At 69.0% G+C, this 20,953-nt stretch carries 22 protein-coding genes; 12 read left to right on the top strand and 10 right to left on the bottom strand.

What is annotated here, in order from left to right; genetic code table 11:
- Window positions 1-2 precede the first annotated feature (2 nt).
- Entirely contained in the window at window positions 3-473 is a 471-nt protein-coding gene (locus ACQEU1_RS42125; protein ID WP_433215424.1) for a YkvA family protein, read from the top strand.
- On the opposite strand, the gene ACQEU1_RS42120 is transcribed toward ACQEU1_RS42125, so the two are convergent.
- Window positions 408-893 (bottom strand): GNAT family N-acetyltransferase, encoded by a 486-nt coding sequence (locus ACQEU1_RS42120; protein WP_433217068.1) that lies wholly within the window; start codon window positions 891-893, stop codon window positions 408-410. The two genes, ACQEU1_RS42125 and ACQEU1_RS42120, sit on opposite strands and share 66 nt — an antisense overlap.
- Window positions 894-958: 65 nt before the next feature.
- On the opposite strand from ACQEU1_RS42120, the gene ACQEU1_RS42115 reads away from it, so the two are divergent.
- From ACQEU1_RS42115 to ACQEU1_RS42105, 3 genes are read left to right on the top strand one after another with little or no spacing between them, the layout of a single operon-like run.
- On the top strand, window positions 959-2,104 hold the full coding sequence (locus ACQEU1_RS42115; protein ID WP_433215421.1) for a PP2C family protein-serine/threonine phosphatase: 1,146 nt from the start codon (window positions 959-961) through the stop codon (window positions 2,102-2,104).
- The gene (locus tag ACQEU1_RS42110; RefSeq protein ID WP_433215418.1) at window positions 2,101-3,618 is read left to right on the top strand and encodes a sensor histidine kinase; all 1,518 of its coding nucleotides are present in this window, start codon (window positions 2,101-2,103) and stop codon (window positions 3,616-3,618) included. Before ACQEU1_RS42115 ends, ACQEU1_RS42110 begins: the two co-directional genes overlap by 4 nt.
- Window positions 3,611-4,051 (top strand): response regulator, encoded by a 441-nt coding sequence (locus ACQEU1_RS42105; protein WP_382443616.1) that lies wholly within the window; start codon window positions 3,611-3,613, stop codon window positions 4,049-4,051. Before ACQEU1_RS42110 ends, ACQEU1_RS42105 begins: the two co-directional genes overlap by 8 nt.
- On the opposite strand, the gene ACQEU1_RS42100 is transcribed toward ACQEU1_RS42105, so the two are convergent.
- The 4 genes from ACQEU1_RS42100 to ACQEU1_RS42085 form a co-directional block, all read right to left on the bottom strand.
- Window positions 4,026-4,466, bottom strand: coding sequence for a ClpX C4-type zinc finger protein (locus ACQEU1_RS42100; protein ID WP_433215415.1), 441 nt, complete (start codon window positions 4,464-4,466; stop codon window positions 4,026-4,028). The genes ACQEU1_RS42105 and ACQEU1_RS42100 overlap by 26 nt on opposite strands.
- 209 nt (window positions 4,467-4,675) lie before the next feature.
- Window positions 4,676-5,401, bottom strand: coding sequence for a lysophospholipid acyltransferase family protein (locus ACQEU1_RS42095; protein ID WP_433215413.1), 726 nt, complete (start codon window positions 5,399-5,401; stop codon window positions 4,676-4,678).
- Complete coding sequence (locus tag ACQEU1_RS42090; RefSeq protein WP_433215411.1) at window positions 5,398-6,402, bottom strand: MBL fold metallo-hydrolase; 1,005 nt, start codon at window positions 6,400-6,402, stop codon at window positions 5,398-5,400. Before ACQEU1_RS42090 ends, ACQEU1_RS42095 begins: the two co-directional genes overlap by 4 nt.
- A gap of 19 nt (window positions 6,403-6,421) precedes the next feature.
- Window positions 6,422-6,691 carry a GNAT family N-acetyltransferase gene (locus ACQEU1_RS42085; protein ID WP_433215409.1) on the bottom strand — a complete coding sequence of 90 codons (270 nt, stop codon included), beginning with the start codon at window positions 6,689-6,691 and terminating at the stop codon, window positions 6,422-6,424.
- Between the two features lie 38 nt (window positions 6,692-6,729).
- Here ACQEU1_RS42085 and ACQEU1_RS42080 point away from each other — a divergent pair, with 38 nt between their 5' ends.
- The 4 genes from ACQEU1_RS42080 to ACQEU1_RS42065 all read left to right on the top strand — a co-directional run bounded on the left by ACQEU1_RS42080 (window position 6,730) and on the right by ACQEU1_RS42065 (window position 11,751).
- Window positions 6,730-7,707 (top strand): LLM class flavin-dependent oxidoreductase, encoded by a 978-nt coding sequence (locus ACQEU1_RS42080; RefSeq protein ID WP_433215406.1) that lies wholly within the window; start codon window positions 6,730-6,732, stop codon window positions 7,705-7,707.
- Window positions 7,708-7,753: 46 nt separating this feature from the next.
- Window positions 7,754-8,239 (top strand): hypothetical protein, encoded by a 486-nt coding sequence (locus ACQEU1_RS42075; RefSeq protein ID WP_433215403.1) that lies wholly within the window; start codon window positions 7,754-7,756, stop codon window positions 8,237-8,239.
- Between the two features lie 220 nt (window positions 8,240-8,459).
- Window positions 8,460-9,233 (top strand): ABC transporter ATP-binding protein, encoded by a 774-nt coding sequence (locus ACQEU1_RS42070; RefSeq protein ID WP_433215400.1) that lies wholly within the window; start codon window positions 8,460-8,462, stop codon window positions 9,231-9,233.
- A 16-nt stretch (window positions 9,234-9,249) separates the two neighbouring features.
- Window positions 9,250-11,751, top strand: a complete 2,502-nt coding sequence (locus ACQEU1_RS42065; RefSeq protein WP_433215397.1) for an ABC transporter permease — start codon at window positions 9,250-9,252, stop codon at window positions 11,749-11,751.
- Between the two features lie 56 nt (window positions 11,752-11,807).
- Here the strand turns inward: ACQEU1_RS42065 and ACQEU1_RS42060 are convergent, their stop codons facing one another.
- Window positions 11,808-12,647 carry a dienelactone hydrolase family protein gene (locus ACQEU1_RS42060; protein WP_433215394.1) on the bottom strand — a complete coding sequence of 280 codons (840 nt, stop codon included), beginning with the start codon at window positions 12,645-12,647 and terminating at the stop codon, window positions 11,808-11,810.
- Window positions 12,648-12,931: 284 nt separating this feature from the next.
- On the opposite strand from ACQEU1_RS42060, the gene ACQEU1_RS42055 reads away from it, so the two are divergent.
- Window positions 12,932-14,857: an endo-beta-N-acetylglucosaminidase gene (locus tag ACQEU1_RS42055; protein WP_433215391.1), complete on the top strand. Its 1,926-nt coding sequence runs from the start codon at window positions 12,932-12,934 to the stop codon at window positions 14,855-14,857.
- On the opposite strand, the gene ACQEU1_RS42050 is transcribed toward ACQEU1_RS42055, so the two are convergent.
- Window positions 14,841-16,550, bottom strand: a complete 1,710-nt coding sequence (locus ACQEU1_RS42050; protein ID WP_433215388.1) for a discoidin domain-containing protein — start codon at window positions 16,548-16,550, stop codon at window positions 14,841-14,843. The genes ACQEU1_RS42055 and ACQEU1_RS42050 overlap by 17 nt on opposite strands.
- A gap of 214 nt (window positions 16,551-16,764) precedes the next feature.
- On the opposite strand from ACQEU1_RS42050, the gene ACQEU1_RS42045 reads away from it, so the two are divergent.
- Genes ACQEU1_RS42045 through ACQEU1_RS42035 form a run of 3 tightly spaced genes read left to right on the top strand, consistent with a single transcriptional unit; the run spans window position 16,765 to window position 19,036 of the window.
- The gene (locus tag ACQEU1_RS42045; protein ID WP_433215385.1) at window positions 16,765-17,601 is read left to right on the top strand and encodes a DUF1996 domain-containing protein; all 837 of its coding nucleotides are present in this window, start codon (window positions 16,765-16,767) and stop codon (window positions 17,599-17,601) included.
- Window positions 17,574-18,059: a hypothetical protein gene (locus tag ACQEU1_RS42040; RefSeq protein WP_433215382.1), complete on the top strand. Its 486-nt coding sequence runs from the start codon at window positions 17,574-17,576 to the stop codon at window positions 18,057-18,059. Before ACQEU1_RS42045 ends, ACQEU1_RS42040 begins: the two co-directional genes overlap by 28 nt.
- A gap of 5 nt (window positions 18,060-18,064) precedes the next feature.
- Entirely contained in the window at window positions 18,065-19,036 is a 972-nt protein-coding gene (locus ACQEU1_RS42035) for a LacI family DNA-binding transcriptional regulator (protein ID WP_433215379.1), read from the top strand.
- Here the strand turns inward: ACQEU1_RS42035 and ACQEU1_RS42030 are convergent.
- The 3 genes from ACQEU1_RS42030 to ACQEU1_RS42020 are packed head-to-tail and all read right to left on the bottom strand — an operon-like array spanning window position 19,033 to window position 20,929.
- Window positions 19,033-19,689, bottom strand: coding sequence for a hypothetical protein (locus ACQEU1_RS42030; protein WP_433215376.1), 657 nt, complete (start codon window positions 19,687-19,689; stop codon window positions 19,033-19,035). The two genes, ACQEU1_RS42035 and ACQEU1_RS42030, sit on opposite strands and share 4 nt — an antisense overlap.
- Window positions 19,686-20,561, bottom strand: a complete 876-nt coding sequence (locus ACQEU1_RS42025; protein ID WP_433215373.1) for an ATP-binding cassette domain-containing protein — start codon at window positions 20,559-20,561, stop codon at window positions 19,686-19,688. The genes ACQEU1_RS42030 and ACQEU1_RS42025 overlap by 4 nt, the downstream gene beginning before the upstream one ends.
- A complete protein-coding gene (locus ACQEU1_RS42020; protein ID WP_394617695.1) occupies window positions 20,561-20,929 on the bottom strand; it encodes a GntR family transcriptional regulator in 369 nt (122 codons plus the stop codon). The genes ACQEU1_RS42025 and ACQEU1_RS42020 overlap by 1 nt, the downstream gene beginning before the upstream one ends.
- Window positions 20,930-20,953 lie beyond the last annotated feature (24 nt).

Here is a 20,953-nt window from a genome sequence, read left to right as displayed (position 1 = left end):
CCATGGTCGTCTTCGGGTCGATCGTCTCGCTGTCCGGCCTGCTGATCCTGCTGTTGCGCGACGCCCCGCTCGGCGGGCTGAGCCCTGCCGTCGTCGGCTGGGTGCTCCTCCCGCTGGGCCTGGTGTTCGCGGTCCTGGGAGTGCTCCGCAACCGCCGCAAACGGGCGCAGCAGGGCCCGGGCCCGGTCGGGAACCCCATCACGCGGCTGAAGGCGTTGCCGCGGCTGTGGAAGACCTGGCGCAGCGGGCAGTACCCGGAGCTGCCGCGCAGCCAGGTGCTGATGTGGGCGGTCGCCCTGGTGTACCTCGTGTCGCCGATCGACGTCCTGCCGGAGTTCCTTCCGGTGATCGGCGTGACCGACGACGCGGGTGTCCTGGTGTGGTTGCTCAGCAGTCTTTCGGTGGCGTCAGGCTCGTACCTGCGCTGGGAGAAGAGCCATGGCGACACGGGTCGCGGGATCGAGGCCCCGTGAGGCCTCCTCGCGCATGATCTCCGCGAGGCCCGGCGAGGTGTGCTCGACGACCTGGAAGCCGAGGCGTTCGTAGTACGGCGCGTTCCACGGGATGTCGCGGAACGTCGTGAGTGTCACGGCGCGATCGGCGTCCGTGACGTGCTCGATCAGCGCGGCGCCGATCCCCTGGCGGGCGTGCGAGGGGTGCACGCTCACCTGGTGGACGTGCGTCGCGCCGTCGACGTCGCCGACCGCGATGAACGCCACGGGCACTCCTTCCGCCCCGATGGCGACCCACACCTCGTGCTTGCCCAGGTCCTCCAGGGACATGGGGTCGTCGTCGGCGATCTCGGGCATTCCGGCGTCCCGGAAGGCTTCTCCGGACGCGTTTTCGATCTGCTGGAGGTACGGCAGTTCGGCTGGTTGGGCGAGACGGATCAACACGCCCACCATCCTGGTAGGTCGGACGCGGGCCCCGCAGCCCATTGACGTTAAAGTCCGACTCGATGCGAACCAAGACAGTGCGCGTCCTCCTGGTCGAGGACGACGACGGCGACGCCCTGCTCGTCGAGGCGCTGCTCGAAGAAGCGAGCGCGCCGTTCGTCCTGTCGCGCGCGGAAACGCTCGCGGAGGCGGAACGGATGCTCTCCGACGCCGAGTGCGTGCTGCTCGACCTGGGACTTCCCGACTCGCACGGCCTGAACGGCCTGCACCGCCTGCTGGCCAAACCGAACGCGCCGGCGATCCTGGTGCTGACGGGTCACGACGACGACAGCGAGGGTCTCGCGGCCGTCGCCGCCGGCGCCGAGGACTTCCTCATCAAGGGCAAGGTCGACGGCGAGCTGCTGCTGCGCGGCGTCCGGTACGCGGTCGAACGCCGCCGCGCCGAGGACGCCCAGCGCCAGCTGCGCGAGGCGGAGCTGCTCGCCGCCGAACGCGGGCGCCTGGAACGCGGCCTGCTGCCTCCCCCGCTGCTCCAGAACTCCGACGTGGACCACGAGGTCCGCTACCAGCCCGGCGGCCAGCGGATGCTGCTCGGCGGCGACTTCTACGACGCGGTCGGCCTGCCGGACGGCACCGTGCACGCGATCATCGGCGACGTCTGCGGCCACGGCCCCGACGAGGCCGCGCTGGGCGTCTGCCTGCGGATCGCGTGGCGCGCGCTGGTGCTCGCGGGCGAACCCGCCGAGAAGGTGCTGAAGACGCTCGACCAGGTGCTGGTCGCGGAACGGCACGGCGAGGGCATCTTCACCACGGCGTGCATGGTCACCGTGGCGCCGGACCGGCGGTCGGCGCGGTACTTCCTCGCCGGGCACCCCGAGCCGTTGATGATGGTGGGCGACCAGATCGTCGACCTGCCGCAGTCGAAGATCGGCGTGCCGCTCGGCGTGCTGCCCGACTACGCGTGGACCGGCGTGGACGTGCAGCTCCCGCCCGGCTGGTCGATCGCCTGCTACACGGATGGACTGATCGAGGGCCGGGTACCCGACGACGTCGACAGGCTCGGCGTCGAGAGGCTCTGCGAGATCCTGGCCGTGCACCTGCGCAACGGCCCCAGCTGGATGGACTCGGTCATCGCGGAGGTGACGGAGCTGAACGGCGGGGCCCTCGACGACGACGTGGCCATCCTGCTGCTGAAGGACGGAAAGTGAACCTGCCGCAAAGGCTGCCCGCGAGCCGGCTGCTCGGCGTCATCATCGTGGTGCTGCTCGCCATGACCGCCGTGGCGATCTCCTCCACGGTCCTCGCCCTCGACTCGTTGAGCGGCACGCGGGCGCGGGCGGTCGACCAGATCGACCCGGCAGGACGCCGCGCGCAGACGCTGAGCCGCTCCATGCTGGACCAGGAGACCGGCGTGCGCGGGTTCATCCTCACCGGTCAGGACGACTTCCTGAAGCCGTACCGGGACGGTCAGGCGGCGGAGGCGGAGTCCGAGCAGGGCGTGCGCGACCTCCTCGGCGACGTCAACGGCCGGGTCACCCGCATCGAGGAGCTCGCCGCGCAGTGGCGGTCCGGGTACGCGGAGCCCGCGGTCACCGCGATCCAGCAGTCCGGCCCGTCCGGCGGCGTGGCGGGCGACATCGAGCGCGGCAAGGTCCTGTTCGACCAGATCCGGTCCGAGACGGCGGCCCTGCAATCCGACATCGCGGCGATCTCCCGGCAGGCCCGCACGGACCTGGAGAACGCGGCGAACCTCGTGCTGTGGCTCGTGATCGGCATGGGCGTGCTGCTCGTCGCGGTGATCGGCGGTCTCTCGGTGCTGCTGCACCGCCTGCTGATCGAACCGCTCGCGAACCTCGCCGCGCACACCAGGCAGGTCGCGTCCGGCGACTTCGAGCACGAGATCGACGCGAACGGTCCACGCGAGACGGTCCAGCTCGGCGAGGACGTCGACGCGATGCGCCGCCGGATCGTGCAGGAGCTAGCGACGCTCGACGCGGCGAAGACCGAGCTGCAGCGGTCGAACTCCGAACTGGAGCAGTTCGCCTACGTCGCCTCGCACGACCTGCAGGAACCGCTGCGCAAGGTGGCGTCGTTCTGCCAGCTGCTGCAACGGCGCTACGGCGGCCAGCTCGACGAGCGCGCCGACCAGTACATCGACTTCGCCGTGGACGGCGCGAAGCGGATGCAGGTGCTGATCAACGACCTGCTGGCGTTCTCCCGCGTCGGCAGGATGACCCGCGAGCAGACCGTGATCGACCTCAACACCCTCGTGCGCCAGGTCGTCGACAGCTACTCCGACCGCGTCGAGGAGACCGGCGCCCGGCTGGAGATCGCCGACCTGCCGCCGGTGCGCGGCGAGGCGTCCCTGCTCAGCGCGGTGTTCCAGAACCTGATCAGCAACGCGTTGAAGTTCACCGGCCCGACACCGCCGGTGATCGCCGTCGACGTCGAGCGGGACGGCGACATGTGGAAGTTCACGGTGCGCGACAACGGCATCGGGATCGAGGCGGAGTACGCTGACCGAATCTTCGTCATCTTCCAGCGCCTGCACCCCAAGGACGCGTATCCCGGCACCGGGATCGGACTGGCGATGTGCCGGAAGATCGTCGAGTACCACGGCGGCACCATCTGGCTGAAGACCGACGTGGACTCCGGTACGACCTTCGAGTTCACCCTGCCCGTAGTCCACGAGCCCGCCGAACTTGAGGAAGTACATGCCTGAAGCCCCGCTGACCGTGATCGACGTCCTGCTCGTCGAGGACGACCCCGGCGACGCCCTGATGACGCAGGAGGCGTTCGAGCACCACAAGATCCGCAACACGTTGCACGTGGTGAAGGACGGCGTGGAGGCGATCGAGTTCCTGCGCCGCGAGGGCCAGTACGAGAACGCGCCGCGGCCGGGCCTGATCCTGCTCGACCTCAACCTGCCCCGCAAGGACGGCCGCGAGGTGCTGAGCGAGGTGAAGAACGACCCCGAGCTCCGGTCGATCCCCGTCGTGGTGCTGACGACCTCGGAGGCGGAGGAGGACATCCTGCGCTCCTACAGCCTGCACGCGAACGCGTACGTCACCAAGCCGGTGGACTTCGACCGGTTCATCGAGGTCGTCCGTCAGATCGACGACTTCTTCGTCACCGTAGTGAAGCTGCCCCGCTGATCACGGCGGCGCTGAAGTCGAGGCAGGAGCGGCAGATCCTGGCGTCCGCTCCTGTGTGCACGGGCTTGGTCTCACTGCAGAACGAGCACGTGCCTTCTTCCTGGACCTGAGCCTCGGCGACGCAGACGTCGCAGATCAACGCCGCCGGGCCGGCCATCATCTTGTCGACCTCGTCGGCGTTGCGCTCGCAGAACCAGCAGCGCTCGGTGCGCTTGGACTGCTCCACGATCTGGTGCACGCGCTGGTGGCTCATCTGCAGCGCTTCCGCGATCTCGCGCATCGACCCGCCCGCGCGGTGCAGCTTCAGCACGCTGTGGTGGTAGACGGCCTTGGCGATGTCGGCCTGGTCCTGGGCGGCGGCGGAGGCGGTGCCCGCCTTCCGCGCCACCGCGAGCAGTTCCTCGTCCAGAGTCATGGCGTCTACGGTAGCTAGACGCGTCTACGACGTCTAGACACTGTCTAGAGTTGCTTGACGGACTCAGTCGACGCTGCGGACGATCACGGGCTCTTCGTCGGCCTGCCGGACCCACTCCTGGGGTTCGCGCGGGTCGGGGACGACCGGTGCCCAGATCCCCGTCCCACCAGGGCGACGCTTACGACGTAACTCGAATTCCTCTCGCGTGGTCATGCACTCCGGGTACCCGGCTGCGTGGAACGTATGCCCGACAACATCGTCGTGATGGCCGCCATGACCCTGCGCGTGGCCTCTGCCAGCACTTCCGCGGTCAGTTCCAGGTCGTACAGGTCGGACAGGTCCACCGGCGCGCCCGCGACCACGTCAATCCTCTTGCGGGGCAACAACCTCGGCAGGATCGTGCCCTTCGGCAACAGCTCGTGCGTGCCCCACTCGGCCACCGGCACGACGGGCACTTTGGACTCCAGCGCCATCCGCGCGACCCCGGACTTGCCCTTCATCGGCCAGTTGTCGGGGTCGTCGGTGAACGTGCCCTCGGGGAACACCATCACGCACTCGCCGTCGCGCAACGCCTCCACGGCGGGCCGCAACGCCTCTGAGGCCTTCACCGTGCCGCGTTCGACCGGGATGTGACCTCCCGACCGCATGACCCAGCCGATGACCGGTGTGCGCCACAGGGAGGCCTTCGCGAGCACCCGCGGCACCCGGTTGGACATGAGCGAGAACACCACGGCCGCCACGGTGTCCGCGTTGGACAGGTGGTTGAACGCGAGGATCACTCCCCCGCTGCCCGGCACGTGCTGCTTGCCGCGCACCCTCAGGCGCACGAACAGCACGACGACGGGCCACAGGACGTCGATCGCCAGCGAGAACCAGAATCCCCTGCCCCGACGGGGCATCTTCCAGGTCCAGGCGGCCAGCTCAAGCGGTGTCACGCCTGGTATTCGAGCACGCCGGCGTTCTCAGTTCGGGTCAATTCGCCACGTTCGACGAGAACGTCCAGGTGAGCGGCCGTCTCGCCGACGGCCAGCACCTGGTTGAACATGTCGAGGTCGTCGAACCGGCGCTGCCGCCGGGTCCACCCGATCTTGCGCGCCGTCTCGAACGCGCTGCCCGCCACGGCCTTGCCGATCTCCTCCAGCCGCTGCTCGTGGAACCGCAGCAGCTCGTCGACCCGCGCGTGCGAGCTGTCCGTCACCTCGCCGTGCGCGGGCAGCAGCTTCAGGTCGGGCAGCTCGCGGGTGAGCCGGAGCGACGTCATGTAGTCGCCGAGCGGCAGCTCGGGCCGCAGCGGCTCGAACCCGATCGACGGCGTGATGTGCGGCAGCACGTGGTCACCCGAGAACAGCACCTTCGCCGTGTGGTCGACGAACACGACGTGCCCGCGCGTGTGACCGGGCGTCGGGATCACTTCGAGCCTGCGGTGCTCCAGGTCGACGGTGCTCCTCGTGAGCCACTCGTCGGGTTCCTCGTAGTCGCGCAGCGCGTCACCGCGGTCGACGTGGTGCATGATCTTGATCCACGTCTCGGCCAGCTCCCCCGCGCCCCACTTGCGCAGGTCGGCGACGTTCTGGTCCTCCCGGCCGTGCAGCATGTGGTTGAGCGAGGGCTGCTCGCCGAGCCCCAGGCCGATCCTGCCGCCGAACGTGCGGCGCAACGACACGGCCATGGTGAAGTGGTCGCGGTGGACGTGCGTGATGAGGAAGCGCCTGATGTCCTCGAAGCCCTTGTCCAGGGTGCCGAGCGCCGCTTCCAGCTGGTCGCGCGCCTCGTCCAGCGCCCAGCCGGAGTCGATGAGGACGAGCCCGTCGCCGTCCTCGATCGCGTAGACGTTGACGGCGCGCAGGCCGTCGTTCGGCAGCGGCAGCGGAATCCGGTGCACCCCTGGTGCGACCTCGAACGCGCCCGGCTCACTCCACACGCTCGCCCACCTCATTGTTAGCGCTCGCAACTATCTACCGGACGGTAACACGGTATTCCGGGTGCTTGTCGATGTACTTGGCGACAAACGGGCACAACGGGGAGATCTTGACATCCCGGGCTCGGACGTCGTCCAGCGCGTACTTCGCGAGCTGGGCGCCCAGGCCCTGGCCGGCGTACGCCTCGTCGACCTCGGTGTGGACGAGGGCGAGGACCTCCCCGACCTTGCGGTACTCGAGGAACCCGGCGAGCTCGCCGTCGACGTGCACTTCGTAGCGGCTCAAGTCTTCGTTGTTGGTGACCACGTCAACCATCTTGCCTCGGAAGATGGAAAATGGCAGGCATGGACGTCTACCTCCTGATCCTGGGTGACCACCTGCCCAACCCGTGCACGGGCCAGGAGGTGCCGCAGGCGGACCGGCTGCGCGCGATGATCGAGCAGGCGGCGGTGGCCGAGGAGTCCGGCTTCGCGGGCGTCGCGATCGGCGAGCACCACTTCACCCGCTACATCGTCTCCGCCCCCGAGCTCCTCCTGGCGGCCGTGGCGGCACGGACCAGCACTCTCCGGCTCTCCACGGGCGTCACGCTGCTCGCCCACCGCGACCCCGTCCTGGTCGCCGAGGCGCTGGCCACCCTCGACGTGCTGTCCGACGGACGGGCCGAGCTGATCGTGGCGCGCGGCGTCGACCAGCAGACCGACGCCGCGTTCGGCGTGCAGCCCGGCGAGCTCCGCGCGCGGTTCGAGGAGCACCTGCGGCTGCTGCTCAAGCTCCTCGAAGAGCCGGCGGTCAGCTGGGACGGCAAGTTCCGCGGCCAGCTCAGCGAGGTGACGACCACTCCGCGCCCGGTGCAGACGCCCCGCCCCACGGTGTGGATCGGCAGCGGCTCGGCCGTGTCGGCGGACCTGGGCGCGGAGCTCGAGATGCCGTTGATGCTGCCGTCGACGCTCCGCGATCCCTCGATCTACCAGGAGGTCGTGCAGCGGTACCGCGAGCGGTTCCCCGAGGGACGGGTCGGCGTGCCGAGTCATGTGTTCGTGGCGAACGAGGACGCGCGCGAACGGTGGCGGCCGCACCTGGCCGAGTACGCGCGGTTCGCGGACCCCTGGCGCGGGGACGGCGACATCGACGTCGACGCGATCATGGACGGCGCGGCGGTGTGCGGGACGCCGGACGAGGTGGCTCAGCGGCTGAACACGTTGGCGGAGCGGCTTTCCATCGACACGCACCTGGTGATGGTGGACATCGGGGGCATGCCGCACGAATCGGTCATCGAGACGATTCGCCTGTTCGGTGCGGAAGTGCTGCCGAAACTTGTTTAACGCGAGCGGTGCCAAGGGTTAACACAAGCCCGGCACGATGGAGGTCGTGGGCATCACCGTCATCGGAATCACGCATCCTGGGCAGGTCGGGGCGCTCCCCGGCGGCACGAACGTGCTGGTGCTGGCCGATGACGGGACGTTCGCCGACGAGTTCCTCGACACCGACCTCCACGCGCATCAGGTGGTGGTGCGCGCACACGGGCGCGGGTCGGCGTTCTTCGGGGTGGCGGACAAGGCCCGTGAGTTGGGTGCGGATCGGGTCCTCTTCGGTGGCGTGCACGACACCGCCGCCTCTCTCGCCACGGGAGAGGACCCCGTGCTCGTGCTGGGCATCAGGCCGCCGGGCGGTCCGATCGCGTGCAACGCGGCGTTTCTCGAGGAGCTCGTGCAGTGGCCGAGGCCGGCCCGCGCGTACCAGGGTGACGTGGACCACTGGCTCGCCGAGAACGCGTTGAGAGAAGGCCTCCGCGTGGAATTGGTTTCCTGGCTGATGGAACCGACCGTCCCCATGCGACGGAAGTTGACGGCGTAGTCATCCGAAGGCGGAAGACACTGTCCCGCCGATGAAATACCGTTCTCCTCGCGGCCATCGCTGACGCGCACGCACCGGAGCTGAGAGGTCTCTCAGCGTGCCCACTCGGGGGTCTGGGCACACGGGTTCAGGGTTCATCTCAGGGGAGAACCTGAGCCTCCGATGCGGTGCTGTCGCCCAAGATGGTGCGCACCAGAGACCCACAGAGGGGAACAGACAGGTGAGCGCGTCCGAAGGTGTCGCGGCCAGAGCCGTCGACGTGTGGAAGTCCTACGGGTCCGGCGACGCCGCCGTGACCGCGCTCGCGGGGGTGAGCGTCGACCTGGAGAAGTCCAGGTTCACCGCGATCATGGGCCCGTCCGGGTCCGGCAAGTCGACGTTGATGCACTGCCTGGCAGGGCTCGACGACGTCACGAGCGGTGAGGTGTGGGTCGGTGACACGAAGGTCACCGGGTTGAAGGACCGCGGGCTCACGGAACTGCGGCGCGACAAGGTCGGTTTCATCTTCCAGCAGTTCAACCTGCTGCCGACGCTGACCGCGGAGGAGAACATCACGCTGCCGCTCGCGATCGGCGGCAAGAAGGTCGACAAGGCGTGGTTCGACGTCGTCGTCGACACGGTCGGTCTGCGCGACCGGCTCACGCACCGTCCCACGCAGCTTTCTGGTGGGCAGCAGCAGCGCGTGGCGTGTGCGCGTGCGCTCGTGTCACGCCCTGACGTCGTGTTCGCGGACGAGCCTACGGGCAACCTGGACTCGCAGTCCGGCGCCGAGGTGCTGGGCTTCCTGCAGCGGTCCGCCCGCGAGTTCGGGCAGACGATCGTGATGGTCACGCACGACGCGAACGCCGCTTCGTACGCCGACCGCGTCATCTTCCTCAAGGACGGCCAGATCGTCCGCGAGCTGCTGTCGCCGTCGGCCGACGAGGTTCTCGACACGATGAAGCACCTCGACTCTCCCGAAATGATCGACAGCAGCGCGGGCCGCCATGTTTAAGGCGACCATCAAGAGCTTGCTCTCGCGCAAGCTCAGACTCGTGCTGTCCGCGCTCGCCGTCGTGCTGGGCGTGATGTTCGTTTCGGGTTCGTTCGTCCTCACCGACACCCTTCAGCGTTCGTTCACCGACCTGTTCTCGTCCGCGTTCGCCAATGTGGACGTTTCGGTGTCGCCGAAGGCGGAGAAGGGCAAGCAGCCGGAACCGCTGACGCCGCAGGCGATCGCCGACGTGCAGGCGGTGCCGGGCGTGGCGTCCGCCGTCGGTGACGTGCAGGGCTCCGCCCGGCCGATCGGCAAGAACAACAAGGTGATGACCACCGGCGGCGCGCCGCGGTTCGGGTTCAACTGGACCGGCACCGGGCTGGAGAAGATCCGCGACGGCGGCAAGGCTCCGGCCGCCGACAACGAGGTCGTGGTCGGCGCGTACCTGGCGTCGAGCGGCGGGTTCAAGGTCGGCGACGACATCGCGTTGCTGACGCTGGAGCCCAAGAAGACCTTCAGGATCACCGGCGTGTTCGAGTACGCGGGCGGCCGTGAGTCGATGGGCGGCGAACTGGCGGTCGCGTTCACCCAGCCGGTGGCGCAGAAGCTGTTGCTGGGCCAGGAGAACGTGTTCTCCGGCATCACGGTCACGGCGGCGAACGGCACGTCCGACGACGCCCTGCGCGACGCGGTGGCGGCGAAGCTCGGCGCGAACTACGACGTGAAGACCGGTGCCACGCTCGCGAAGGAGCAGGCCGACCAGATCAACGAGGGCCTGAAGTTCTTCAACTACGTGCTGCTCGGGTTCGCCGGCATCGCGTTGTTCGTCGGCATCTTCATCATCCTCAACACGTTCTCCATCATCGTCGCCCAGCGCACGCGGGAACTGGCGCTGCTGCGGTCGATGGGCGCCTCCCGGGGCCAGGTCATCGGCTCCGTGGTGATGGAGGCGTTCGTGATCGGCCTGATCGCGTCGATCGTCGGTCTCGGGGCAGGGGTCGGCGTCGGGGCGCTGCTCGCGAAGATCTTCAGCTCGCTCGGCGGGTCCAGCCTGCAGCTCGCGGGCATCGGCGTGCCGATGTCGGCGGTGATCTCCTCGTTCGCGGTGGGCATCGTCGTCACGATGATCGCGGCGGTCACGCCGGCGCTGCGGGCGTCGCGGATCGCACCGGTCGCGGCGATGCGCGAGGCGGCCACGCCGGACCGGCCGCTGACGAAGATCACGATCGTCGGCGCGCTCGTCGCGGCGGCGGGTGGCACGGCGCTGGGCTTCGGCTTCAGGCAGGCCTCGCTGCCGTTGATCTTCGGCGGCATCCTGGTGGCGTTCGTCGGTGTCGCGCTGCTGACGCCGATGCTGTCCAAGCCGATGGTGTCGTTGATCGGCCGGCTGCTGTCGTGGTCGATGCCGGGGCTGCTGGGGCGCCGCAACTCCGCGCGCAACCCGCGCCGCACGGCGATCACCGCGGCCGCGCTGATGGTCGGCATCTCGCTGATCACCGGCGTGAGCGTGGTGCTGACGTCGGCGACCAAGTCGATCGAGAAGCTGGCCTCCGGTCAGCTGCAGACCGACCTGATCATCTCCGGCGAGGGCCAGATGGAGGGCCAGCCGGCGACGTTCGGGCCGGACGTGCTGACGAAGATCGAGAAGACCGACGGCGTGGAGTCGGCGGTCGGCTGGTCGTCGGACGGCGTGCTGCAGGGCGAGGACCAGATGTTCGGCATCGCGGTCACGAACATGCCCGCGTTGAAGACGATGTTCGCGCTCAAGCCGAAGTCCGGTGACCTCGTCGCGCTGAAGGACGACCAGATCGGCCTGCCGGAGGACCTGGCGACCGACAAGGGCTGGAACGTCGGCACGCAGGTGTCGTTGCAGCTGGCCAAGGCGAGCGCGCCGAAGACGTACACGGTGGCGTTCGTCTGGACGAAGTCCCAGGTGTTGCAGGGCGCGATCGTGCTGCCGCAGTCGGCGTCGAAGGAGTTCCGCTCCGACGGCATCGGGCAGGCGTTCGTCCAGGTCAGGCCCGGTACGAACGTGGCGGACGTGCAGAAGCGCGTCGAGCCGTTGCTCGCGGACAACCCGGAGATCACCGTCCAGGACCGCAGCGGGTTCGTGAAGCAGACGACCTCGCAGTTCGACACGGTCCTGCTGATGATCCAGATCCTGCTGGCGCTGGCCATCCTGATCGCGGTCCTCGGCGTCATCAACACCCTGGCGCTGTCGGTGATCGAACGGACCCGCGAGCTGGGTCTGCTGCGCGCCATCGGCATGCGGCGGGCGCAGGTGATGCGGATGATCACCGTCGAGTCGGTGGTGATCTCGGTGTTCGGCGCGGTGCTCGGCCTCGCGGTCGGGCTCGCCCTGGGCGTCGCGACCGTGCAGGCGTTGAAGGACCAGGGCATCTCGGAGATCGGGTTCCCCTGGATGACGATGGTCCAGTACCTGGTGGTGGCGGCGTTCGTGGGCGTGATCGCCGCGATCCTGCCCGCGATCAGGGCGGCCAGGCTGAACGTGCTGGACGCGATCGCCTACGAGTGAGTTCCGGGGGTGCTGTGCCGGGCCGTCGCTGTGGCCGGCACAGCACCCTCAGTCGTTCACGCGTGCGGGCAGGTGTCCCGGTAGGCGCTGATCAGCGTGTTCGGCGCGGGCGCCGGGCACAGGAACTGGTCGTAGCGCACGTCGTCGTCCACGAATCGCTTGAGCCACGACAGCGTGTACTTGCGCACCGTCACGTTGTCGCTGCGCGGCGCCGAGTGGTCACCGCCGCGCAGTTCCAGGAACGCCTTGTCCGGCGCGGCCGTGATCGAGTTGTAGAACGGCGTCGAGTGCTGCGAGTTCGGCGCGGTCGGGTCGTTCTGGCCGCCGAGCACCAGGGTCGGCACCTGGACCGTCGACCAGTTCTTGGTGGTGTGCCAGCCGGCCATCGGGATCGAGGCCTGCAACGCGGGCCGGGTCGCGGAGGCGCGCAACGCTCCCCCGCCGCCCATCGAGTGCCCCATCACGGCGAGGCGCGAGGCGTCGACGCGCGGGTTGGTGCGGACCACGTAGTCCAGCGCGGCCAGCAGCTGACGGCCGCGGCTGTCCGGGTCGTCGAAGCCGGACAACGTGTTGATGGTGATCACCACGAACCCGTAGGACGCCAGCCTGGGCCCGAAGTGCGCGACCGACGACTGGGTGGCGGTGAAGCCGGGCGAGACGGCGATCGCGCCGAACGTGAGATCACTGGTCGGGGTGTAGACCGTGCCGCCGCCGAAGTTCGACTGGCGGGCGACGGCGGCCGAGGTCACGGCGAACGTGCCGCGGGCGGCCTCGACGGTGGCGGCCGTGGGTGCGGGGCCGCGCTCGTAGGGGTTGGCCGCCGCGGTGGCGACGGCGGGGGCGGTGGCTGGGATCAGCGCCAGGACCAGCGCCGCGAGCAGGGGTTTGACGCGCACGACGAAGACACCTCGATTGGTTGCAGGGGAACCAAAAGCGACGGCGAGGCTCACGCTACCGCTCGGTAGGGCGGGACGATTCGGCCACTCGGATGGTTACCGGGATGTTTCGGCGGCGTTGGGACACCGGACGCCGGGTGGTCGCCGCTGCCTTCGACGCCGTTCGACGGACCGTCGTCGAATTCGACGCGGTCACCCAACGCAGCGGACCGGGACGTTGTCGTCCTGTCCAGTCACCGAAGAGGCGGTATGCGGCGAATCAGACGGCCCACGATGGTGATCCCGTGCCCACACGGAGACAGTTCCTCGTTCTGAGCTCCACAGCAGCACTCACCGGTCTGCTGTCGGAGACTCCCGCGTCCGCCGCCGCCGATACCGCGCAGCCGTACGCGTCCTACTGGCATCCCGCCACGATCCTGAACTGGGATCCGGCGACGGACCGGGACGCGCGGTACAACCGCAGCACGGTGCCGCTGGCCAGACGTGTCGTCCCGGCCAGACCGGCCAACGCGCACGCCCATCCGAACGAGGCCCGCGTGCAGGCGTTGGTGGCGTACGCGCCGACGAGCAACAACCCCGCCCAGGGCGCGCTCGACATGAACTACTACGCCACGAACTACTGGCAGTACATCGACGAACTGGTGTTCTGGGGCGGCAGCGCCTCCGAGGGCCTGATCCTCGCTCCCAACGCGACCGTCACCGACGCCGCGCACCGCAACGGTGTGAAGGTCATCGGCAACGTGTTCCTGCCGCCGACGGCGTACGGCGGCCAGATCCAGTGGGTGCGCGACTTCGTCAAGCGCGAGGGCGACCGGTTCCCGGTGGCGGACAAGATGATCCAGGTCGCCCGGCACTACGGGTTCGACGGCTGGTTCCTCAACCAGGAGACGGCCGGCGGCAACGCGCAGCTCGCGGCCGACATGCGCGACTTCGTCGTGTACATGAAGAAGTCAGGGCTGCGGGTCATCTGGTACGACGCCATGACCGACACCGGCAGCGTCAGCTGGCAGAACGCCCTGACCGCGCGCAACCGGATGTTCTTCGAGCCGTCCGACGAGATGTTCCTGAACTTCTGGTGGAGCGCGCAGGGGTTGCAGAGCTCGGCCGCGCTCGCGCAGCAGATGGGTCGCAGCCCGTACGACCTGGCGTCCGGGGTGGACGTCGAGGCCAACGGCTACAACACCAGCGTCGGCTGGGCGAGCGTGTTCCCCGAGAACAGGCCGCACGTGACGTCGCTCGGCTTCTACCGTCCGGAGTGGACGTTCAAGTCGGCGACCAGCCCCGCGGACTTCTACGCGCGGGACAACAGGTTCTGGGTCGGCCAGAACGGCGATCCCGCCAACACGACGACGACCGCGAGCTGGAAGGGCGTCGCGCACTACGTCACCGAACTGACGCCGATCACGAGCCTGCCGTTCGTCACGAACTTCAACACCGGCCACGGCAGGAAGTTCGCCGTCGGCGGCACGGTCCGCTCCACGCAGCAGTGGAACAACCTGAGCCTGCAGGACGTCCTGCCCACGTGGCGGTGGAGCGTCAGCGGCACGGGCACGAAGGTGACGCCCTCGCTCGACTGGGACGACCCGTACGACGGCGGCACGGGGTTGAAGATCACCGGCACGCCCCAGCAGAACAACGACGTCCGGCTGTTCGCGACGTCGTTGACGATCACCGGCAACACCCAGCTGGAGGTCGTGCACCGCACCGGCACCGGGCCGTCGCGGCTCCAGGCGGTGCTGAGGTTCGGCACGACGGAACGCGTCCTCGACCTCGGCGGCGTCAGCGGCGCGTGGCGGCGCAGCGTCTTCCCGCTCGGCGAGCACTCCGGCGCCACGCTGACCGAGATCTCGCTGCGGGTCCTGGCCGGCCCGGCCGTCACCGCGCTGATCGGCCGGATCGGCGTCACGAACCCGGTGATGACCCCGCCCGCCGCGCCGACCGGCGTGACCGTCGTGCAGGTGAGCCGCACCAACGCCACCACGGCGTCGGCACGGCTCACCTGGACGAGATCACCGAACGTCCGCCAGTACCGGGTCTACAAGTGGACCGGCACCGAACGGATCTTCCTCGGCGGCACGACCAACGACGCGTACTTCGTGCCCGCGATCCCGCTGGCGAACGGCGAGACCGCGCAGATCGAGGTCGAAGCGGTCAGCGAGGCTTTCGACGTCTCGCCGCCGGCCCGCGTCTCCATCACTGGTACACCCTGACGTAGTCCAGCACCATGTCCTGCGGCAGCTGCGTCCCGGCCCCCGGCGGGCCGGGCCAGTCGCCGCCGACGGCGTTGTTGATGATCAGGAAGAACGGGTGGTCGTACACCCAAGGCCCGCGCGTGGTCTCCAGGACGTTGCGGTCGACGGTGAAGAACCGGTTGCCGTCCACGCTGAACGTCATGTGGCTGGAGTCCCACTCCACCGCGAACGTGCGGAACGCCGAGGACGCGGGCTGGCCGAGGGCGAGCGGTGACCCGTACCCACCCGCACCGAAGTAGGCGGGAGCGTGCAGGGTCGAGTAGACGGTGTTCGGTTCCTTGCCGACGTGTTCCATGATGTCGATCTCGCCGGTGTACGGCCACGGTCTGCCCTGGTCGAAGAAGTCCGCGCCCAGCATCCAGAACGCCGGCCACAGCCCCTGCGTCGACGACACCTTGATCCGCGCCTCGACCCGGCCGTAGGTGAACTTGAACTTGCCATAGGTGTTGAGCCTCGCCGACGTGTACTGGCAGGTTCCGCTGCCGCTCACCGGGTCCACCGGGCACGCGCTGCCGGGCGTCACCTCACGCCGGGCCTGCAACACCAGGTTGCCGTTGCCGTCGTGCCGGGCGTTGTTGTTGTTCGTGTAGTACTGCAGCTCGTTGTTCACGCCCGGCCCGGTCTCCGGCGTCCACTTCGAGGCGTCCGGCCCGGTCCCGGCGGGAGCGTTGAACTCGTCGGCCCACACCAGCCGGCCGGGGAACGACGGGTTCGGCGGCAACGGCGGAGGCGTGACAGGGGCGCCGCCCGTGCCGTAGACCTGGAACTCCCACAACGAGTAGCCGTAGCCGTTCGACCTCGCCGTGCCGTACATGCGCACATAACGGCCGGTACCGCTGACCGTCAGCGTCTCCTTGAAGCCGCGGCCGGTCGTGGTCGAGTAGATCTGCCGCCAGTTCGCGTTGTCGTCGGACACCTCGAGCCGGTAGGCGGTGGCGAACGCCGCGTCCCACTGGAGCACGACCTTCGAGATCTGGGCGGTGGCACCGAGGTCGACGGAGATCCAGCCGGGGTCGACCCAGCCGTTCACCGGGCTCGTCGCCCAGCGCGAGGCGGGATCGCGGTCGAACGCCCTGACCGGGAAGCACTGCCAGCAGGTACCGTCGTCCTGCGAGCTCGACGCGGCACCGGTTTTCCCGTACGACAGCAGGGTTTCCCCGCCACCGCCGTCGCGGGTGCCGAACACCTGGAACTCCCACAGCGAGTAGCCCCACTGCGTGGCCCGCTGGGTCAGGTCGAGCCGCACGTACCGGCCGGTGCCGCTGACCGCGAGCGTCTCGGTCCCGCCGGGACCGGTCGTCGTTCGACGAAGTTCCTGCCAGTTGGTGCCGTTGGCCGAGATGCTCAGCGTGTAGGCCCGCGCGCTCGCGGCCTCCCAGGCCAGCACCACCTGGTCGACCCGCGCGGACGAGCCGAGGTCGATCTGGATCCACTGCGGGTCGCTGAACGTGCTCGACCAGCGCGTACCGGCGTCGCCGTCGACCGCGGCCGCCGCGCCGAACGCGACGTTCTCGCTGCTCGAAGCGGTGACCGGACGGTTCTGCGAGATCAGCGGACCCGCGGCGGAAGCCGTGACGGGAACGATGAGAGCGGCCACGGCGAGCGCCGCGACCACCAGAGGAAATCTTCCGCGTTGAAGCCTTCCTGACATGGATGCTCCTGGTTCGGAGAACGAGAGGTGACGGCGAGAGAGCGCTCTCTTGCGACAGGAGTTCGGCACCGAGAGTCAGGGCAGCGGACACGCCCTGTCAAGAAAACCGGGACTTCTGAACGTTTCTTGCGGATTGACGGCCGATTGCGGACTGCGCCATGCTCGAATGGCGTGAGAGCGCTCTCCCAATCCTGCTGCGGAGAGGAAAGCTTCAATGAGGAAGCGTCTGTTCCACATCGCCGCCGTCATCGGGCTGATAGCCTCGGCTTTCAGCATTCCCGTTGCGGCACAAGGAGAACCCGTCCGCGTGGCCGAGTTCCTCGCGGAGTGTCCCGTCAGTCACCGGCTGCCGGACGACCCGATCGTCCTGCCGAACCTCGCCGGCGCGTCGCACATGCACGACTTCTTCGGCAACCACTCGACGAACGCCCGGTCCACCCAGCAGTCGCTGGAGGGCCAGACCGGCAACTGCAACCCGGTCGCGGACATCTCGTCGTACTGGGTGCCGACGCTGTACCGGGACAACACCGCGATCGCCCCCACCGGCGTCACCTTCTACTACCTCGGTGAGGGCGTGAACAACCCGGCGGCGATCCAGCCCACCCCGTACGGGCTCAAGATCGTGGCGGGCAACGCGAAAGCCACGGGCGACGCCGACAGCATCGCTCGCTGGTCCTGCCTGCACGCCGGACACGTCAACCCGTCCAAGAACTTCGTGACCTGCCCGGCGGGCACGATGCTCGAGACCTATCTGGACTTCCCGCAGTGCTGGGACGGCCGCAACCTGGACTCGGCCGACCACAAGTCCCACATGTCCTACCCGGTCGCGGGCGGCTGCCCGTCGAGCCACCCCGTCCCGGTGCCGAAGCTCCGCATGGTGCTGAGGTATCCGGTCAACGGCAGCACCGCCGGACTGCGACTCGCTTCCGGTACAGGGCAGACGATGCACGGCGACTTCTTCAACGTGTGGCCGCGGGCCGAGATGGAACGCCGCGTCCGCAACTGCATCAACGTGGTGATCAAGTGCGACCACGCCGGCAACCACGGGTAGCTGTTCTCCTGCTGGCAGGCCTTCTCGCGGCCTGCCAGCAGGCTCCACCCCCCGCCCCCGCGCCACCACCGGCCACCGCGAACGCTTACGGCGCAACGGAACGGGCGTTCGTCGAGCTGGCGATCGCAACCGACGAACAGGCGCTCAAGCTGCTCGACCTCACCGACCGCGCCGAGCTCAAGGAGAACCGGGCCATCGAGCTCACCGCCCTGCGCGAGCTGCTCGACGCGCCGTACGTGAACCAGCACGCCGGGCACGACATGCCGGGCATGCCCACGGACGCCGAGATCGCGCTCGCCGCCACCAGCCGGGACGCCCTGGACCAGTTCGTGCGCACGCACCTCACCGAGTCGCTGGAGGTCGTGCGGTCCGCGGGATCGGCGATCACCCACCCGCCGACGGCCGAGGTCGTGAAGCTGATGGAACGCCACCGCACGGCCGAACTGGCGGCGGGGTGAAGCGCGTGACACTGGAGGAGGTCGCCCGCGTGGCCGGGGTGTCGCGCGCGACGGCGTCGAGAGTGGTCAACGGCGCGTCGAGCGTCGACGAGGCACTGCGGCACGCGGTCGAGAGGGCCATCTCCAGCACGGGTTACCTGCCGAACATCGCCGCGCGGTCGCTCGTCACGCGCCGCGCCGACGCCATCGGCCTGCTGCTGCCCGACGAACGCCGCATGGACGGCGACCCGCACCTCGCGAGCGTCGTCAGCGGCGTGACGAGGGTCGTGCGCCCGCTCGGCATCCACCTGGTGCTGATGATGACCGGGCCGGGCACCCGCGAGCAGGCGTTGAGCGACCTGCGCTGCGGGCGCCTGGACGGCGTGATCCTCGTGCACACCGACCCCGCCGATCCGGTACCGGGCCAGCTGATCGCGGCCGGGCTGCCGGTCGTGCTGGCGGGCCGCCCGCTCAAGCCGATGCCGATCACCTACGTCGACGTGAACCAGACGGCCGGCGCCGCGCTCGCCGGAAGACGGCTCAAGTCGTTGCGGTGCAGGCGGATCGCGACGATCACCGGCCCGCAGGACACCCCGGCGGGCCAGGACCGGCTGGCCGGGTTCCTCGCCGAGGTGCCGGACGCCGTCGTCGTGCACGGCGACTTCACCCGGCAGTCCGGTGTGAAGGCGATGGAACAGCTGCTGCGCTGCTGCCCCGACGTCGACGGCGTGTTCGTCGCGTCGGACCTGATGGCGAACGGCGCGATCCCCGTGCTGCACCGCGCCGGGCGCAAGGTGCCCGACGACGTGGCGGTCGTGGGGTTCGACGACAGCAGTGCCGCGCTGACCACCGAACCCGAGCTCACGACCGTCCGTCAGCCGATCACCGACATGGCCGCCGAGATGGCCAGGCAGCTGCTGCGCCAGCTCGCCGCGCCGCACTCCCCCGCCACCTCGGTGGTGTTCGAACCTTCTCTGGTGGTGCGGGAGAGCGGCTAGGTGCGGACCCGCACCGGCATGGTCCTGGCGATCGCCCAAGTACCGGCGAGCGCGACCAGGAACGCCGCCACCGACACCAGGTGCCAGCCGGCGCCCAGCAGTGACGGCAGGTCCGGGATGAACGGCAGGTTGCCCGATCCGGGGATCTCCACCGTCGTGACGGCCAGGAGGGGAAGGGCGATCGGGATGGAGAAGACCCCGCCCGCGCCGAACCTGTCGAACGCCGCCGCGCAGAACATGCCGGTGACGCACCACACCAGGAACATCAGGAAGTACGCGACCGGTGAGGCGTGCCCGTCGGAGGCCCACTCCATCGCCGAGTAGATCCCGCCCTCGACGAGGAACCCCAGCCAGCTGACCAGCGCCATCACGAGCACCAGCACGAACGCGAAGGCGGACGCCCCAGCGAGGAACTCCCGGCGGGTGCGGCCGTGCGCGACGGCGATCGGCAGCAGGTTGTGGATCAGGTAGATGCCGACCCAGAACAGGAACCAGCGCGCGATCTGCGAGGCCACGACGTTCCACGAGCTGAGCTCGACGCGGGTGAAGGCGTCGACCGCGAACGGTGTCACGATGGCCAGCGCGAAGGCTCCGGCCGCGATCAGCACGCAGAACAGGCCGACCGTGGTCGTCAGGTGCCGGAAGATCTTCACCGCTTGCCTCCGACCGGGTCGGTGAGGTGCACGAACAGGTCCTGCAACGCGATCGGCCCGAGCTCCAGCCCGAGCTGCCGCGCCCGGACCAGCCGCCCATCGTCCAGCGCGCCGTAGACCATCGCGGACTTGGTGCGCCCCAGCGACTTCTCGCTCAGCACGGTCAGCGCCGCGGTGAACTCGTCGACGTCGGCGGCGTTGCCGGTGACCTCGGTGCCGCGCGAGCGCAGCACGTCGGCCTCCTCCTGGAGCACCAGCCGGCCGGCGTCGATGATCACGACCTCCTCCAGCAACGAGGCCAGCTCCTCGATCAGGTGCGTGGAGAGGACGATCGTGCGCGGGTGCGCCATGAAGTCGTTGAGCATCGTGTCGTAGAACGCGTACCGCGTCGGCGTGTCCATGCCGAGGTGCGCCTCGTCCAGCATCGTCAGCGGTGACCGGCTGGCGAGCCCGATGACGACGCCGAGCGCGGACCGCTGGCCGAGCGACAGCGCGCCGACCTTGGTCTTCAGCCCGATCTTGAACAGCTCGGTGAGCTCCAGCGCGTAGTCGTTGTCCCACGTGTCGCGCCACGCCGCGCCGTACTCCAGCACGTACGAGACCTTGTCGCCCTTGTCCGCGGCGTCGCTGGCGTGCCGCACCAGGCACACCTGACGCATCGCGGCGGCGTTCTCGAAGACCTCCACCCCGTCGAGCTGAACGCTTCCTGAAGGCTTGCGGTAGCCCGCGAGCGCGGACATCAGGCTGGTCTTGCCCGAGCCGTTGCGGCCCAGCAGGCCGTAGATCCTGTTGCCGGACAGGGAGAAGCTCATGTCGTCGATGGCCGTCACGTCGCCGTAGCGCACGCTCAGCCCCTGCACGTCGATCCGCATCACACGCCCCCGTTGTTCTCGTGCTGCTCGATCCTGCGGATGACCTCCGCGAGCGGGATGCCGATGGCGCGCGCCTCCGCGACCATCGGGTCCACCACCTCGCCGAAGAAGGTCTCCCTCCCCTGCGCCCGCAGCATGTCGCGAGCCTGCGCGCTCACGAACATCCCGATCCCCCTCTTCTTGTAGAGCACCTGCTCGTCCACGAGCTGCTGGAACGCCTTCGCGGCCGTCGCGGGGTTGATCCGGTAGTAGGAGGCGTACTGGTTGGTCGACATGACCTGCTCGTCCGCCTTCAACGCCCCGCTGAGCACGTCCGCCTTGATCCGGTCGGCGATCTGCCGGTAGATCGGGCTCCTGTCGTCGAACATCGCTAGTTCCTTGGTTCGTTACTC

It is taken from the genome of Lentzea sp. CA-135723, assembly GCF_050936595.1.
Taxonomy (GTDB): domain Bacteria; phylum Actinomycetota; class Actinomycetes; order Mycobacteriales; family Pseudonocardiaceae; genus Lentzea.
Note: the sequence above shows the minus strand (reverse complement) of the source record. Positions and strands in the feature narration are given on the sequence as shown.